12 protein-coding genes are annotated in these 15555 nt (G+C 66.5%); 8 read left to right on the top strand and 4 right to left on the bottom strand.

Annotation, left to right across the window (positions count from 1 at the left end):
- Positions 1–146 precede the first annotated feature (146 nt).
- Complete coding sequence (locus tag VLY81_RS14065; RefSeq protein ID WP_324668865.1) at positions 147–1391, bottom strand: IS110 family RNA-guided transposase; 1245 nt, start codon at positions 1389–1391, stop codon at positions 147–149.
- 418 nt (positions 1392–1809) lie between these two features.
- On the opposite strand from VLY81_RS14065, the gene VLY81_RS14060 reads away from it, so the two are divergent.
- From VLY81_RS14060 to VLY81_RS14035, 6 genes are all read left to right on the top strand, one after another.
- The gene (locus VLY81_RS14060) at positions 1810–3189 is read left to right on the top strand and encodes an ABC transporter substrate-binding protein (RefSeq protein ID WP_324668864.1); all 1380 of its coding nucleotides are present in this window, start codon (positions 1810–1812) and stop codon (positions 3187–3189) included.
- A gap of 164 nt (positions 3190–3353) precedes the next feature.
- Positions 3354–4193, top strand: coding sequence for a carbohydrate ABC transporter permease (locus VLY81_RS14055; RefSeq protein ID WP_324668863.1), 840 nt, complete (start codon positions 3354–3356; stop codon positions 4191–4193).
- Positions 4193–5053 (top strand): carbohydrate ABC transporter permease, encoded by an 861-nt coding sequence (locus VLY81_RS14050; RefSeq protein WP_324668862.1) that lies wholly within the window; start codon positions 4193–4195, stop codon positions 5051–5053. The genes VLY81_RS14055 and VLY81_RS14050 overlap by 1 nt, the downstream gene beginning before the upstream one ends.
- 116 nt (positions 5054–5169) lie before the next feature.
- Positions 5170–6771, top strand: coding sequence for an ISL3 family transposase (locus VLY81_RS14045; protein ID WP_324668861.1), 1602 nt, complete (start codon positions 5170–5172; stop codon positions 6769–6771).
- A 98-nt stretch (positions 6772–6869) separates the two neighbouring features.
- Complete coding sequence (locus VLY81_RS14040) at positions 6870–7304, top strand: DinB family protein (protein ID WP_324668860.1); 435 nt, start codon at positions 6870–6872, stop codon at positions 7302–7304.
- Between the two features lie 489 nt (positions 7305–7793).
- Positions 7794–9398 (top strand): IS1634 family transposase, encoded by a 1605-nt coding sequence (locus VLY81_RS14035; protein WP_324668858.1) that lies wholly within the window; start codon positions 7794–7796, stop codon positions 9396–9398.
- Between the two features lie 81 nt (positions 9399–9479).
- Here the strand turns inward: VLY81_RS14035 and rsgA are convergent, their stop codons facing one another.
- Positions 9480–10433 (bottom strand): ribosome small subunit-dependent GTPase A, encoded by a 954-nt coding sequence (rsgA, locus tag VLY81_RS14030; RefSeq protein ID WP_324668857.1) that lies wholly within the window; start codon positions 10431–10433, stop codon positions 9480–9482.
- A gap of 522 nt (positions 10434–10955) precedes the next feature.
- The gene (locus VLY81_RS14025; protein ID WP_324668856.1) at positions 10956–12314 is read right to left on the bottom strand and encodes a transposase; all 1359 of its coding nucleotides are present in this window, start codon (positions 12312–12314) and stop codon (positions 10956–10958) included.
- Positions 12315–12445: 131 nt separating this feature from the next.
- On the opposite strand from VLY81_RS14025, the gene VLY81_RS14020 reads away from it, so the two are divergent.
- Complete coding sequence (locus VLY81_RS14020) at positions 12446–13417, top strand: IS110 family RNA-guided transposase (protein WP_324670433.1); 972 nt, start codon at positions 12446–12448, stop codon at positions 13415–13417.
- A 20-nt stretch (positions 13418–13437) separates the two neighbouring features.
- On the opposite strand, the gene VLY81_RS14015 is transcribed toward VLY81_RS14020, so the two are convergent.
- Positions 13438–14268: a helicase HerA domain-containing protein gene (locus VLY81_RS14015; protein WP_324668855.1), complete on the bottom strand. Its 831-nt coding sequence runs from the start codon at positions 14266–14268 to the stop codon at positions 13438–13440.
- 244 nt (positions 14269–14512) lie between these two features.
- On the opposite strand from VLY81_RS14015, the gene VLY81_RS14010 reads away from it, so the two are divergent.
- The gene (locus tag VLY81_RS14010) at positions 14513–15313 is read left to right on the top strand and encodes an ABC transporter permease (RefSeq protein WP_324668854.1); all 801 of its coding nucleotides are present in this window, start codon (positions 14513–14515) and stop codon (positions 15311–15313) included.
- Positions 15314–15555 lie beyond the last annotated feature (242 nt).

The following is a 15555-nucleotide window of genomic DNA, read 5'->3' as shown; positions in this document are numbered from 1 at the left end:
GTGTCAAGCGGGAATAGGTGTTCGGGGTACCTTGACACGAGAATAGCGTCCGTGGCCCCCCAGGTGGCTTCACGGGTCGGGGGCGTTTGATACCTCGGGCTTGTGGCCGGCCGGAGAACGCTGTCGGGGCGGCCGGTGAGCCCCTTTCAGGCCGGGCAGGCCTCCTTCCGGGTCCCGGTATAGGCTCGTCCGGTGCGCAGCAGGGCATAGACGAGCCGGACCAGTTTCCGCGCGGTGAGCACCAGCGCGCGCTTGTGATGATGCCGGGTCGCTTCCCGGAACTTGCGCTCGTAGTAGGCTTGGTATTCGGGCGCGTACCTCCGCACGCTGTTGGCCGCCTCGACCAGGTAGTAGCGCAAGTAGGGGTTACCCGTACGGCTCAGCGGCTTGTCTTCGCCTTCGAACTCGCCCGAGGCATGTTCTCGCCAGGTGAGCCCGGCGAACTTGGCCAGGGCGTCGTCGTCGGGGAAGTTGAACACGTCCCCGATCTCGGCCAGGATGCCAGCCCCAAAGACCGGCCCGATGCCCGGGATGGAGAGCAGCGGGCAGGGGACGCCATGCATCTCCCGCTCGATGGCCCGGGAGGTCTGCCGGATCTCCCGCTCCAGGTCCCGGATGATCTGGAGCGTGGAGGCCAGGATGCGGTTGACCGGGTCCTGTAAGCGTTCGGGCAGGCGGTAGGAGTGTTTGGCGGCCGCTTGGAGGGCTTTGGCGACGTCGTAGGGGTTGTAGAACTTGTTGCGGCTCTTGTCCACGAGAAACCGGGCCAGCTCGTCCAGGGAAGCGGCGGCCAGGTCTTCGGCCGAGGGGTAAGCGAGGACCAGCTCCCGGCCGGCGGCTCCCAGGGGGTCGGAGATGGGGCAGGCCTGCACCAGGCGGCTACATTTGAGGAAGAGGTAGCCCAGAAAGTAGTTCTTGTGGCGCACGAGCTGCTTGACGAGAAAGTAGCGGTGCCGGGTCAGGCGCTGCAGGGGGAGATACCGGTCGTCGTAAGCGAACGGCCGCGGCAGCCGTCCGATGCGAACCCGGTCGGCCAGCACGTAGGCGTCGACCCAGTCGGTCTTGGGTAGGTCGGGGTAGGTCTTCTTGTACGCGTCGATGGTGCGGGCATTGAAGAGGTAGACCTCGGGAGCGAAGGGTTCCAGCTCCGGCGCTTTGGTGAGGTAGAGGGCCAGATGCCAGCCGTAGAAGCTCGTGGCCTCCAGGCCGAAGCGGACCCGGGGAATCTGGTGGCGCGTGAGCAGCCGGCAGGTCTGAGCCACCAGACTGACGGCGCCGCCAGCGTCGTTGGGAAAGGCCAGGCGGCCGCGGTCGGTCTCGGTGTCGTCGAGGAAACGGGCCCGGTTTTGCTTGAGGGCCACATCGACGCCGACGCACAGCAGGTGGGCCATGGACGCAAGACCTCCTTTCGAGGGAAGGTGGCCAAGGTTTGGGGCCCCCGTCGCCCGGGCGTCAAGCCGCAGCCTTGCCAGCATCAGCCTTGCTCCCGGGGCCCGGGGAGGTTCCGGACTGCTGCTTCCGGCCGGGCCGAGGGAGAGGCAGCGTACGGGTCAGCGGTCTTCCGCTCGGCGTGGGGCGTGCAGTCTCTCGAAGCGGTCATCAGCCGCAAGGAGGCACAGCACCGCCCCAAAACCTGGCTTGCGCCAGGCTTCGACTGGGAGGCCCCGAAAACATGCTGAGTTGTCCACAAGGTTATCCACAGGGGGCACGCGCCCGGACGTCACGGTCCGGATCGCGGGAGGGATCCGGAACCTGTAGTAGTGGTCGCGGGGCTCCCTGACGGGAAGAAAGATACAAGGAGGTAAGCGCATGGTGGGTTACTCGGTTGGCACACTGAATCGTGTCCTGGTGCCAATCATGGTTGCGGCAATTGCGCTGTGCGCGGCAACTGTAGGAGTCTCGGCAGAGCAGCCGAAGGTCCTTCGCTTCCTTACCACCGAAACAGATCCACCCTCTCTGGAAGTTTACTACCAGGTGATAGCCGAGTTTCAGAAGGCCCATCCTGACACTGTGGTACTCTTGGAGACAGCCACTTTCGCGGATCGTGTCCTGATCCTGGCCACCCAGGTCGCCTCCGGGGTGGCCCCGGATGTGGCACAGGTCAATGTGGACGAGATCGTGGGCTACGCGCGCCAGGGCAAGCTGCTGGCGCTCGACGACATTGTCTCCCGCGTCGGCAGGCAAGACTTCTACCCCGGCGCTCTGATCGACGTCGATGGCCACATTTATGCTCTGCCTTATGCGGGAGATAGCGATGTTTTGTGGGTAAGGAAGGATCTGGCGAAACAACACGGGGTAGTCCTGCCACGCAACTGGGACGAGTGGCTCGACTACGCCAGGCGCCTGACCCTTGATACGAACGGGGACGGACGCATCGACATCTACGGAACGGCTGTCCCGGCATCACTCACGGGCAAGACCGACGACGTCATGCAGGAGATTCTTTGGGCCTCGGGGTGGCAGACTTTCGACGCCGACTATCGCGTGGTGTACGACCACCCGCGGTCAGTGCGAGCCCTGGAGTTCCTCGGCCGCCTTGCCGCCTACTCGCCGCCAGGCATCGCCTCATACAGCTTCTACGAGACGCTGGACGGGTTTGCCTCTACCAGAATTGCCAGTGCACTGTACCCTGGAAGAATGCTATCGCACCTCGCAGCGAATAATCCGCGGCTGCTCGAGTCCACCGGCGCTATGCCATTACCAGCGGGTCCCGTGCTTCAAACGAGCTACGTCAATTGGAACAGCTACGTGGTCTTCTCATCGACTAAGCATCCCGAGGAAGCAAAAGCCTTCCTCGAGTTTCTTGTCACAGGCGACCGCGCGATTCGGTTTGTCAACACTGTACCCGGGCATAACCTGCCACCGCTCCGGAGCCTCGCTCACGACGATCGCCTCCGAAGCCACCCTCTCCTACAACAGCACCCCGACATCGCGAGCGTCTTGTTTGCCGCAGTCGAAGCCGCCATCCCGCTCGGCGCGGCCGGGATCTTCGACAGCGCGGGGAATCGCAGGGAGACCTTCCTCATCACGAATCCGTATGCCACCGCAACACGACAGGAGGTGATCCTCCCGCAGGTGCTTCAAATGCATATCCTTCGCAACGTCCCGGCCAGTGAAGCCGTGCGTTGGGGGCACAGGGAACTCCTCCGGGTCAAGGAGCGCGTCGACCGGCTCGCGCCGAAATGGTAAGCGTGCGTTTGAGCGGGGCCCGTCGACACCGGCCCCGCTCACCTTACTCCCTTGGGGGGCGTTGCATGCAAACCGCACTTTCTCGAAGACTTCGCTCAGGGACGCTCCGACAACAGTTGACACAGTATCTCCCCTGGCGGGACATGGCTCCAGGGGCTCCGTTCGTGCTGCCTGCCATGGTGGCGATGGCGGCCGTTGTCGCCTATCCGTTGGTCCGCGTCATATGGTTGAGCTTCCGGTCTGCGACCCTCTTCAGCATTGGTCCTGCGACTTCGGAAAACTATAGAGTCCTGTTCCAAGATTCCACTTTCTGGGAGGCCCTGCGCAACACCGCCGTATGGACTGGGTCAACCACCGTTGCTGAGGCAGCGCTGGGCTTGGTGGCCGCGTTGATAGCAAACGCAACGTTTCCGGGGCGCGACGCGGTGCGCGGGGCGATCCTCTTTCCGTACATGCTCCCAAAGGTCATCGTCGCGATGGTCTGGATGTTCATGTTCAACGACATATTCGGGGTCGCCAATCACCTTCTGCTAGCAGCCGGCCTAATTCAAGAACCGGTGTCCTGGTTTTCCAGACCCGAGACGGCGATGGCAGGCGTTGCAATCGTCGGTATATGGAAGTTCTTCCCTTTCTGTTTTATCTCCATTCTGGCAGGGCTGCAAACCATCCCCCAAGAGCTCTATGAGGCGGCACGGGTGGACGGCGCAAGTAAGTGGCGGGAATTCACCTCCATTACACTGCCTTCCATCGCTCCGGTAGTCGTTATGGTTCTCCTGGTCAGGGCCATCTGGAACTACAATGAGTTTGACCTCATTTACTTGATTACCAAGGGCGGGCCATTGGGTTCCACCACGACCTTGCCTCTCCTTTCGTATCAACAAGCATACAGCTACTACGACATTGGCACAGCCGCTGCAACTGGCGTTCTGATGCTTCTTATGTTAGGGTCTTTCGCTGCTGTCATGGTGCTCTTTTACCAGTGGGTTGAGAGAAGGTTCCAGTAATGCTTACCACTGCGAAGCGACTGGCAGCCAACGCAACAGTTCGATTGGCCGTTCTCGTTATACTCCTCGCGTTGCTCGCGTGGGTGCTATTCCCCCTCCTGTGGATGTTGTCGTGTTCTTTCAAGACCGCAGAAGAGCTGTACGAAGTTCCACCAGACCTTCTCCCTCGAAACTTGGCCAACACTGAGAACTACCGTTTACTCCTCACCACCACTCGATTCGGGCGGTACTACCTCAACACCCTGATGGTGGCCTTCGGCGCTTCTTTCGCCTCCATGATATTGGCTGCTCCTGCCGCCTACGCAGCTACCCGATTCCGATTCTGGCTGTATCGCCTCTTCCCTGCAGTGGGCCTGGTTGCATACATGCTACCCAGAATCCTGCTTGTCATTTCCCTGCATGGGATGTTCCGAAGTCTTGGAATGTTGGACTCCCTCTTCTCGGTGGGTGTCCTCCAGGTCACCTTCTCGCTACCCTACGCGCTCTGGCTGCTCCGATCGTATTTCGCCTCGATTCCGCTTGAACTCGAGGAGGCTGCATGGGTGGATGGAGCAAGCCGGGCGCAGGGGCTGCGGAAGATTGTCATGCCCCTGGCAACGCCGGGGGTCATTGCTACGTTCGTCTTTCTCTTCATCGTAGCGTGGAATGATTACCTGTACTCCCTCGTGTTGATCTCTTCCGACACGAAGAAGACCCTGACGCTCGGCGTGGTCACCGGGCTGATGACTCGAACAGCTGTCCTCTCGTGGGGCATGCTGATGGCCGCGGGTGTACTCATGACGCTCCCGATTGTCGCAATGTTCATGGTAATTCAGCGGCATCTGGTGGCCGGATTCACCGCTGGGAGCGTTAAAGGGTGACTGCTTGCCCTGTTGGAGCCGGTGATAAACTGGCTCTCCCGCAAATGTGGTGAAGGTCCACAAGAAGGCGGGTAGGAAAGAGACGCACACGCCTTCCTGCAAGGGGTGAAGGGAGTGTGCGAAACCCGTTCCTACCCGTCGACCAGTATACCATTCGTCTTGCTTGTGTCGACGATGAGGCCCTTGTGTTGGTGGTGGGGCGTCGAGCGAGACGCGCCGCATGCCCGGAGTGCGGGCACTGGAGCCGGCGTCTTCACTCGCGGCGGTGGCGAACCGTCTTGGACGCGCCGGTGGGGAGCCGGTCGGTCCGACTGCGGCTCCTGGTGCGCCGTTTCTTCTGCATGGAGCCCGCATGCCCCAGAGTCACCTTCACGGAGCCATTCCCGTACTTGGTGGGACGCTATGCCCGGCGAACCGCCCGACTTGAGCGTCTCTTGGCGAGGTTGGCGCTGGCCATGAGTGCCGAGGCCGCCTCCCGCATCGCTCGGGCCCTTGAGATCCCCGTCAGTCCGGATACCCTGGTGCGCCTCGTGATGCGGATCCCGCTCCCTCCCGTGCCGCCGGTTCGGGTGCTGGCGGTCGACGATTGGGCCTGGCGAAAAGGACACCGCTATGGCACGATCCTATGCGACCTGGAACGCCGACGGCCGGTGGACCTTCTCCCCGACCGATCCCCCGAGACCCTGGCGGCGTGGCTACGCGCCCATCCAGGCGTCCAGATCGTCGTCCGCGACCGCTCAGAGGGTTATGCCCAAGGCATCCGGCAGGGCGCACCGGATGCGGTGCAGGTGGCCGACCGGTGGCACCTGCTCAAGAACCTGGGCGAGGTGCTGGAGCGCTACTTCCAGACCCTCCGCCTGCCGTCCATGGAGGCGGCACCGTCCCCGCCGGCCGCGCCGGTGGTGCCTGGGTCGACCCTGGCGGCGACCCCTCAGGCCGCCCTTCGACGTCGTGCCCTGGAGCAGGCCGCTCGCCAGCAGCGCCGGCGCGAGCGCTACGACCAGGTTCGCACGCTCCACGCACAGGGTCTCGGGATCCGGGAAATCAGCCGACGCTTGCACCTCAGCCGGGCGACGGTGCGGCGCTATCTGACCAGCGCGACGGTACCCGGTACAGGGCCCCGCCGCAGGCGCCCGAGCCAGCTCGATCCCTACCGGAGCTACATCCTCCAGCGATGGGAGCAGGGATGTCGCAATGCGCGGGCGATCTATCGGGAACTGCGGGCCATGGGCTACCTGGGTGGCCGCTCCCAGGTTGCCGCGGTCGTCACCGCGCTGCGCCGGTCGGCAGGCGGTTCAGAGGAGGCACCGCCCGCCATACGCCCGGTGACCCCCCGGCAGCTGGGGCGATGGTTCTGGCAGGCTCCGAACCGCCGCTCTCAGGCCGAGCGGGCCTACCTGACCTCCCTGGCCGAAACCGACGCCCACTTTGCCAAGGTGTGGCTCCTTGCTGAGGAGTTCGCCCAGATGGCACGCCAGCGTCGCGCCGACACCCTGGCCGCATGGATCGACACAGTCAAGCGGGAGAGGGTTCGTCCCTTGATGGGCTTCGCCCATCGCCTCGAACAGGACTTCCAAGCAGTGTACGAGGCATGGCGCCTTCCCTGGAGCAATGGCCCCACCGAAGGGTGGATCCACAAGCTGAAGACTATCAAGCGCATGATGTACGGTCGAGCGGGACTGGACCTGCTACGCCACCGGCTCCTTTGCTGCATCTGAGGTTGCTCCAGTTCACCACATTTGCGGGAGAGCCACTTTAGCCCCGGCCGTAACAGGCCACGGGATCCCTTGACGCGGCAGGCGAGGCCTTGTGCCGGATGTTGCAGACGAGCGCAGATGGCCTGTTGGCGTTGATCGAAGACATGAACGAGGAGGAACTTAGGGCTCGTCCGCACGGACTGGCTCCGGTGCTCTGGCAGATCGGGCACGTGGCTGTCATCGACGCCCGACTGGCCCGCCAGGCCGGCCAGCCCCTCGACGTCCCCGAGGGCTGGGAGCCGCTCTTCGCGATGGGCGCCTCGGGCGAGGGCCATCTGCCCGCCCGGGAGGCGGTGGTGGGGCTCCTGCGCGAGGCCAACGACGGGCTCGTCCGGCTGAGCCGCGGCGACCTGGCCCGCCCCATCGAGAGATCCCCTGGCGGGACGGAGTCGCTCGGGTACGAGCTGGCCTTCCGCCTCTTCCATCGCGGGTACCACGCGGGCAAGATCATGACCCTTCGGGCGCTTCTGGGCAAGCCAAGGCTGCTGGGCTGAGTGGTTGCCGGCCGGGCGGGCAGGGTCCGTCTCCGGGGGATGGCGGGGTGCGACGGGGCATCCCCCTCAGCTGCAGGGCATGCGGCGCTATGAACAGGGCTGGTGGTGCTGAGGTACGGGGTGGGGAGCTGAGGCGGGGCCCTCCGGGGCCAACCATCCACACAAGGCCCGGCGGGCGGGCCTGCCCAACGGGCCTTCCCTTCTACGTTCAGCCCGGGCTGCCGCACGCGAGGCTCACGCGCCCCTTGACGCGGGCCCCACGAGTACGGCGGCCGCGCGGTCTGCTGAGCCCCGTCCATCGGGCGAGCGGAAGGCGCGGTAGCGCCGTCTAGTCGGAAGTTCAGGGGCTGGTAGCGGGCAGGACCCGCATAGCGGTGGGCATTCAAACCGGTTGAACGCGTGCCAATGTAGCCAAGAGTATGGCCCTAAGGTATTGCCTTGACAGTTGTCATGTGCTACCATTGAGCCATGAGGTGCGTATCCAGTGCCATGCACATCGAGACCATCCGCCGCCGGCAGGGCGACAAGGTCTACACCTACCACCTGCTGCGCCAGACCTACCGGGAAGGCGGCAAGGTGAAGCACCGGACCCTGGCCAACCTCTCCCACCTGCCGGAAGCCGTCCTGGAGCTGGTCCGGCGAGCCCTGCGGGGCGAGCCGGTGGCGCCGGTGCCGCAGACGGTAAAGATTCGCCAGTCCCGCCAGCACGGGGCCGTCGCCGCCGTCGTGGGCATGATCCGCCAGCTGGGCCTGGACCAGGTGCTCTACTCCCGCTCGGCCGACTGGGTGCGCTTGGCCCTGGCCGTCGTCGTCATGCGCATCCTGCGGCCCTCCTCCAAGCTGGGCGGGACTTTGTGGTGGACGACCACCACGTTGCCGCAGCTTCTGCGGTTGCCGCACAATGGCGAGGACGTCAACGACGTCTACCGGGCCATGGACGAGCTGCTGGCCCGTCAGGCCGCTATCGAGGCGAAGCTGGCGCGCCGGCACCTGACGGCCAACGCCCTCGTCTTGTACGACCTGACGAGCGTCTATCTGGAGGGCAAGACCTGCCCGTTGGCCCGCTTCGGGTACAACCGGGACAAGAAGCGGGGCAAGAAGCAGTTCTGCGTGGGGCTGCTCACCAACGACGAGGGGTGTCCCGTGGCCGTGGAGGTGTTCCCCGGCGACGTGGGGGATCCCGAGACGCTGCAGGCCCAGATTGCCCGGGTCCGGGCTCGGTTCGGCATTGAGTACGTCGTGTTCGTCGGCGACCGGGGCATGATCGTCAAGGCCCGATTGAGCGATTTGGAGGCGGTGGGCTTCGGGTGGATCACGGCCCTACGGGCGCCGGAGATCCAGAAGCTGCGGGATGAAGGGTTCTTTCAGCCGGGCCTGTTCGACCGGCGGGACCTGGCGGAGATCGCCGACCCCGAGCGGCCCGGGGAGCGGCTGGTGGTCTGCTACAATCCGCTGGTGGCCGAGGAGCGCCGGCAAAAGCGCGAGGCGCTGCTTTCGGCCACGGAGCGGGAGCTGGCCAAAATCGAAGCCCGGGTGCGCCGTCGCCGCCGCAAGCCCCTGACGGCCGACGAAATCGGGGTGGCCGTGGGCAAGGTCCTGGGCCGCTGGAAGGTGGGCAAGCACTTCCAGCTGGAGATCCGCGACGGCCACTTCGCCTTCCGGCGCAAGGAGGCCTCCATCGCCCGGGAGGCGGAGCTGGACGGGTTTTACGTGCTGCGCACCAACGTGCCGGCCGACCGGATGGAGCCGGCCAAGGTGCAGGCCACGTACAAATCGTTGCGGGCCCTGGAGCAAAACTTCCGCACGATGAAAAGCGCCCTGGACCTGCGTCCGGTCTACCACCGGCTGGAGGACCGGGTGCGGGCCCACGCCTTTTTGTGCATGCTGGCGTTGTATGTGCGCTGGCACATGGAGCGGGCGCTTGAGCCCCTGCTGGCGGAGGACCCCCGGCGGTCCTTCGAGGGGCTGATGATGCAGCTGGAGACGCTGCAGCGCCACACGGTCGAGGTGGCCGGTCAGGAAATCCAGATGCTCGGCGAGCCTGAGCCGCTGCACCAGCGGCTCTTCCAGTTGCTGGGGGTTCCCCTGGCGTAGCCAGAAGCCTGAACGCTTGAATCCCACTCCGTTGGCGTCATTGCCGTGATTTGAGGGATATCGGGGTTGCTGAACTTCCGTCTAGTCTGACGGGCTCCGCTCGAGAGCCCGGCGCAAGCGCAGGTACTCGCGGTACCGAGCCTCGTCCAGTTCGCCGCAGGCCACGGCGGCCTTGACCGCGCAGCCTGGCTCGTGCACGTGCGAGCAGTCCTGGAACCGGGAGCGGGCGGCGAGGCCGGCGATGTCCTCGAAGAGGAGGAGAGGATCCCCGGCATCCTTCTCGTCGAGGGCGAAGGCGACCTCCCGCAGCCCGGGCGTGTCCACCACCAGCGCCCCGCCGATGTCGTAGATGGCGGAGGTGGTCGTCGTGTGCCGGCCGCGGCCCCGGGCATCCACCTCCCGGGTGCGCAGGTCGAGGCCCGGGCACAGCGCGTTGAGCAGCGACGTCTTGCCGGCGCCCGAGGGCCCGATGAAGGCGACGAGATTCCCTCGCAGGAGCGCGGCGAGCTCGTCGACGCCCTGCCGGGTGGCGGCACTCGTCAGGACGACGGGGATGCCGGAGCGGATGTAGGGCGTGACGACCTCGGCCACATGCTGCCGGGCGGCCGGCTCCGGCACGAGGTCCATCTTGTTGACGCACAGCACCGGCTGCACCCCTCCTGAGCTAGCCACCTGCAGGAACCGGTCGATGACCGTGCTCCGGACGGCCGGTGCTGGCACGACGATCACGACGACGTCGACGTTGGCGGCCAGGACCTGGACAGGCGGCGCCTTGCCGTGGGTGCGGCGGCCTCCCAGCGGTGTTCGCCGCACGAGGCAGGTGCGGCGCGGCAGCACCCGTTCGATGACCGCCTGGCCTTCGGACAGTGGGGTGACCTCCACCTCGTCCCCGATGCAGACCGGCGCGGTGGCCGTCCGCTTGCCCTTCTTGAGGCGGCCCCGGACCACGCCATGCCACTCGGTGCCGTCAGTGCCCCGTACCCGAAACGCCGGCCCCTCGACGCGTACGACCTGGCCACAAATGCGCTGAGTCAAGGCGAAGAAGGCTCCCTTCCCGGTGTAGTCTGGAAAGACTCACCAGCTTCGTGAGACGGCGGGCCCCCGTGGTGCAGCCCCCGTCAAGACCGGGAAAGGGAGGAGGACAGGACGGCGCCGGACGCCTGGCCGTCCTGGCGGAAGGCTCAGCCCCGCCGGCCAACCGGGTGGTGCACCATCGGGCGCGCCGCAGCGACACCCGCTGCCTCGAGACGACGTGCAGCCATCCCCACGGCGCACCACCCCTTTCGTACCGGCCCTGCACCGCACAGCGCAGGACTCTGAGTCAGTTGCGGCGAGTGCTACCAGAATAAGGCGAATCGGGCCGAGAAGTCAACGGCTTTGATGCTTGTGTCAGAGATCGCGCCAGTGTTTACCAGTAAGAAGTTGTTAGTTGATTGGTGAGGTGGGGGTCAGAAGGACAAAACGAGCCGGGCACCTCCCCCCCTCCCCGGGGCCACCCGGCTGGCTTCCACAACATACGGCTTGCCCGGTCGGCTTCCCCACCCGCCGGCGGGAGGGTCAGCTGGTGTCCGGGACCAGATACAGCCCCAGCGGTCCCTCCCCGATCAGCAGCTCCGCCCGCAGCCGCTCGGCCACGCCCCGCTCGGTCTGCTCCCACGGACCGCGGCGGCGGATGCGGCGGGCCAGAAAGAGCTGAAAGAGGTTGTAGCCAGCGGCCAGCAACGCCCACAGCACCTGCATGCCGGTCGGGTGGTGGAGGAAGCCATGGTCCAGGTGCCACTCCTGCTTCAGCTGCCGGAAGCCTTCATTCTCTACCCCCCAACGGGATCGGGCGATCTCCCACACCACCCGGCCGCTGGCCTCGGCCGGGCTCAGCGTGGTGGCCACCTCCAGGATGCGAAGGGCTTTGCAGTGCCAGACGGCAGTCCCCTGGTGCTCCGTCCAGCTCAGCTCCTCTTCGGCATAGACGACTCGGATAGGGTGCTTGAGCCCCTCCCAGCTGGTCAGCTCCGGGCTGTCCCACACCCGCACCTCCACCTGAAAGGAGCCGATGCGGGTGACAAAGGCTTCGCCGTAGCGGCGGCCCCGGCGCAGTCCCGCTGCGTCCTGGACGACCGCGTAGCGCTCGTCCTTCAGGCGCACCACGACGTGCAGTCCCAGGGCGCGCACCGCCTCGAGGAAGGGAGCCTGCGCATACAGGGCATCCACCGTGACCACGTCGCAGAAATGCCCGTGCGTGCCCTGCAGGCGCCGAAGCAGTCGCAGGGCAGCGTCGACCTCCCCTTCCTTCGGCCGCTGGGGCTCCATGCCCCACACCACCGGCGGCACGTCCCGACCCTTGCACCGACTCGGATAGTCCCCCTCGTCCCCATGCCGCCAGCGCACCGTCTGGGCCGCCACGACCCGGTGGGCGTACTCCACCCGCCCGTCCCGATGCCGGTAGACCTGGCAAGCCGCACAGCAGCGGGCCTGGGTGCGCAGCACCTCGGTCCCATCCAGCGCCACCACATGCCAGCCATGCACGCTGCCGCCCCGGAAGGTCTTGTTCTTGCGGGCCGTGGCCAGGATGGCGTCGTTGATCGCCCACGCCGAGGCCACGTCGGCGGCCATGGCCCAGTCCCGAAGGCAGTCCCGAAGCGGCAATCGGTGGCGTCCTACCAGCTTGCGGAAGGCGCCGGCCCGCACCCAGCGCTCCAGCTCCATCATCGACCGGGCCCGCAGGGCTAACCCCACCAAAAGCACGCAGCCGATGACGAAGCCGGGCACCTCCACCCGCCGGCGCCGATCCCGCAGGCCGCGCAGGTGCCGGCCGAGGCAGAAGGTGGAGGCCATGTACGCGGCGAACTGTCGGACCCGCCGGTGGGAGGGCGTGGCTCCCATCGGCTGTAGCACCCCCTGGTCGCGTGTTCTGGCCATCGTCTTCGTCGCCCGGGGGTGCTTTCCTTTTGCTGGAGGCTTGTCGCCCCCATTTCCAGCGAAAAAAAGAAAGAGCCCCTCCGCCCGCTACCCTCGTGGGCCCAGCCGTCTCCGGCCTTTGATTAGGGCGGCTGAGCTACTGGCGCAGGTTCTGCGTCGACCCGCGCGTCATGCGCCGGTTGGGCTCGCGCAAGCGTAAGACCGACCACGACGATGCGAAGCTGTGGGCCGAGCGGCTGGCGCTGGGGACGCTGCCGGGGGTGTGGGTGCCGCCCAAGCCGCTGCGGGAGCTGGGGGCGCTGGTGAATCTGCGTCGGCGGCTGGTTGAGCAGCGGGCCCGGTGGAAGAATCAAATCCGCAGCCTGCTCCAGCGCTACGGCTATCGCGCGCCCCGTAACCTTTGGCAAGCGCGTCGTCACTTGAAGGCCCTGTGGGAGCTGGACCTGTCCCCAGCCGACCGGGTCGCGTTGGCGGTGGCGCTGGAGCAGCTGCGCTCGACCAACGTCCACCTGCGGGCCCTGGAGCGGGAGATCGGCCAGCGGGTGAAGGACTACCCGCCGGTGCGGTTGCTGCTGTCCCTGCCTGGCTTCAACGTCATCACGGCGGCCACGTACTATGCCTACATCGGCGACCCCTTCCGGTTTCCTACCGACAAGCACGTGGCCAGCTACACGGGCTTGGTGCCGCGGGTTTACCAATCGGGCACGACGGACCGCCGGGGGTCGATTACGAAGGAAGGCCCGGCGGTCCTGCGGTGGACCCTGGTGGAAGCCGCCAGCAGCGTCGCCCGCCACGGCCCGCCGGCCCTTCGTGCGTTTTACCAGCGGCTACGGGCGAAAAAGGGCCATCAGGTGGCCGTGGTGGCCTTGGCCGCCAAGCTGGCCCGGATCGCCTGGGTCATGTGGCGCACGGGTCGATTGCTTGAGGGCATCCGTCCCGAGCTTCATGCTGCCAAGCTTTCTCTGCTCGACCGCCACGCGGCGCCCTATCCCACGGCCTATGTGCTGCGGTGGCTGGGCGAACGGGTCGATCAAATCCTGGATCGCAGCTCCTATGCCATCAAGCACACTCGCAAAGGAGCCCAACTGGAAGCCGTTGCTTGAGAAAACCACTTGACGGGGGATCATGGGTGGGTGTCCTGCAGGTGCGCCACGTCGCACAGGCCCGGCCGGCCGCGGTGGTCCGGCCAGAAGTACTCGCCGTCCCGGTCGAAGATGATGGTGCCGACCGGAGCCTTCACACCCCCGCGCCGCAGGGTGGTGGGAGTGGTGCGGTAGAGTTCCGAGAAAAGGAGCTTCACCAGGTTGGACTTGCCGAAGCCGGCCCTGGCGAAGATGAAGCTCCGCCGGGCGATGAGGTTCTCCACCGGGAAGCGCACGACCACCTGGGGCGACTCAAGGCGCATCCATGGCTCGGGGTGGAGCGGGAACTCGCGCGCTCTCTCCCCGCCCGCCCACACAAACTCGCCCATGGCCAGGACGCCCAGGGCCGCCCCATCGGCGTGGTGGTTGGCGACCTCACGGAGGACCTCCTCCGAGGGGAACACCACCGGGCTTCCTACGTGCGGGATGCGCCGGTGGGAGGCGACGAAGTCGAACGAGCCGTCGCCGTTCTTGCGCAGCACCCCCAGAACCCGCACGTTCACCTTGAACTTGAGGTACTGCTCGCGGATGTCCTCCGGCGGCGGCTGGCCCTCGCGGGCCTGCCGGAAGAGGTAGTCCTCGCCCTCCGGGGAGACCAGACGGCCTTCGGACCGGAGCGAGGTGATCCGGCCGAGCACCGCCTCATTCTCCCCATCCAGCTCGATAAGGAGGAACTGGCCGTGGAGGGGCCTCTGGTGGTAGTCAGCCCGGTAGGGAAGGGCCAGGTCCGCGTGGAACTCCATCCCGCCGTCGCTGAAACCCCGGAAGACCCCTACGATTTGGTCCCTCGGGACCAACGGTTTACTGGCCACGAGGCTCCCTCCTCTGCGCGAACAACCGGAAGGCGTCGGGGGCAGTCCTCCACCCCGCGGGCATGCTCTGGCGCGCCGCGTCCAGGAGCAGTCCCCGGATGACGTCCATGTCGAAGCCCGAGAGGTTGGCTCCCTCGTGCGCCTTCTGCAGGCAGAGGGGGTAGTAGGACTGTGGGAAGCCGGCTTGACGCTGCTGGCTGCCGTGCTGGGAGCCTTGTGGTTCGCGCGGCGGGAGGTGCGGTGATTGAGGGCTTCGACGCCACTGGGAGCCTGGTGGGGCACGTGCTCCTCGGAGTGGATCAAGTACAGGCGCACCTTCACGTGGCCCCTGGTCCTGCTGGGGCCGGTGCTGTGGGAGGCCGCCGTCGCATCCTACCTCACGCTCCGCCCGTCGTCGGGCTGGCGCGAGGTCTTCGCCTGGACCTTCGAGGCATGGACCCAGCTCTTCATACCCATCGGCGCGGCCCTACTGGCTGGCTTGGCGGCCAGCTGCGAAGCGCAGGCCGGCGACTGGCGCGCGCTCCGGACGCGGCCGGTGGCCCCCGGGCTGCTGTACGCGGCCAAGCTGCTGGTACTGCTGGCTCAGACCCTCATCGGGACGGCCCTGGTCGGGGGCGCTGCCGGAGCGGCGGGGCTGGCCATCGGTGCGCCCGGCCCGGTGCCGTGGGCGACGCTCGCGCTGGCCGCGGCGCTGGCGTGGGTCGCGGCGCTGCCTGTCGTGTCGCTGCAGCTCTGGGTCGCGACGGCCAGAGGGCCGGGCCTCTCCCTGGGGCTCGGCGCCGTGGGCCTGCTGCTGGCGGCCATCGTCGGCGGGACGAGCATGGGCGACGCCATTTGGCCCTTGGTCCCGTGGGCATGGCCTCCGCGCATCCTGGCGGTACCGGCCCTCCAGGTGCTGGGCGGGGCGGTGTCCGAGGCGGCGAGCATCCGGGCATCTCTCATCCTGCGGTACCTGTTGGCAGCAGGGCCCGGGGTCGGGCTCCTGCTGTCGGGGGCGGGGATCCTCTGGTTCAGCCGCCGGGAGGTGACCGGGGAGCCTGCGTGAGGGGCGGGGCCTGGGCGGGGTGAGACCAGGTGACTCCAATCATGACCGCCACCTGCAGGACACCACAGCCCCCTTGGCTTGCAGGTCCTGGCCCGAGCCCCACGCAGGCTGACGCACCGACTATACTCGTATCAAAGGCCAAGTCGGGCAGGAGCCAGCCCGACGGTACCGAATAAACGTTTGTGGGACGGCCCGGCACGGTCTCACAGGAGGGATGCTTGTGACGGCTGCTCCGGGGCACC

This window comes from Limnochorda sp. LNt, from assembly GCF_035593265.1.
GTDB classification, from domain to species: domain Bacteria; phylum Bacillota; class Limnochordia; order Limnochordales; family Geochordaceae; genus Geochorda; species Geochorda subterranea.
Note: the sequence above shows the minus strand (reverse complement) of the source record. Positions and strands in the feature narration are given on the sequence as shown.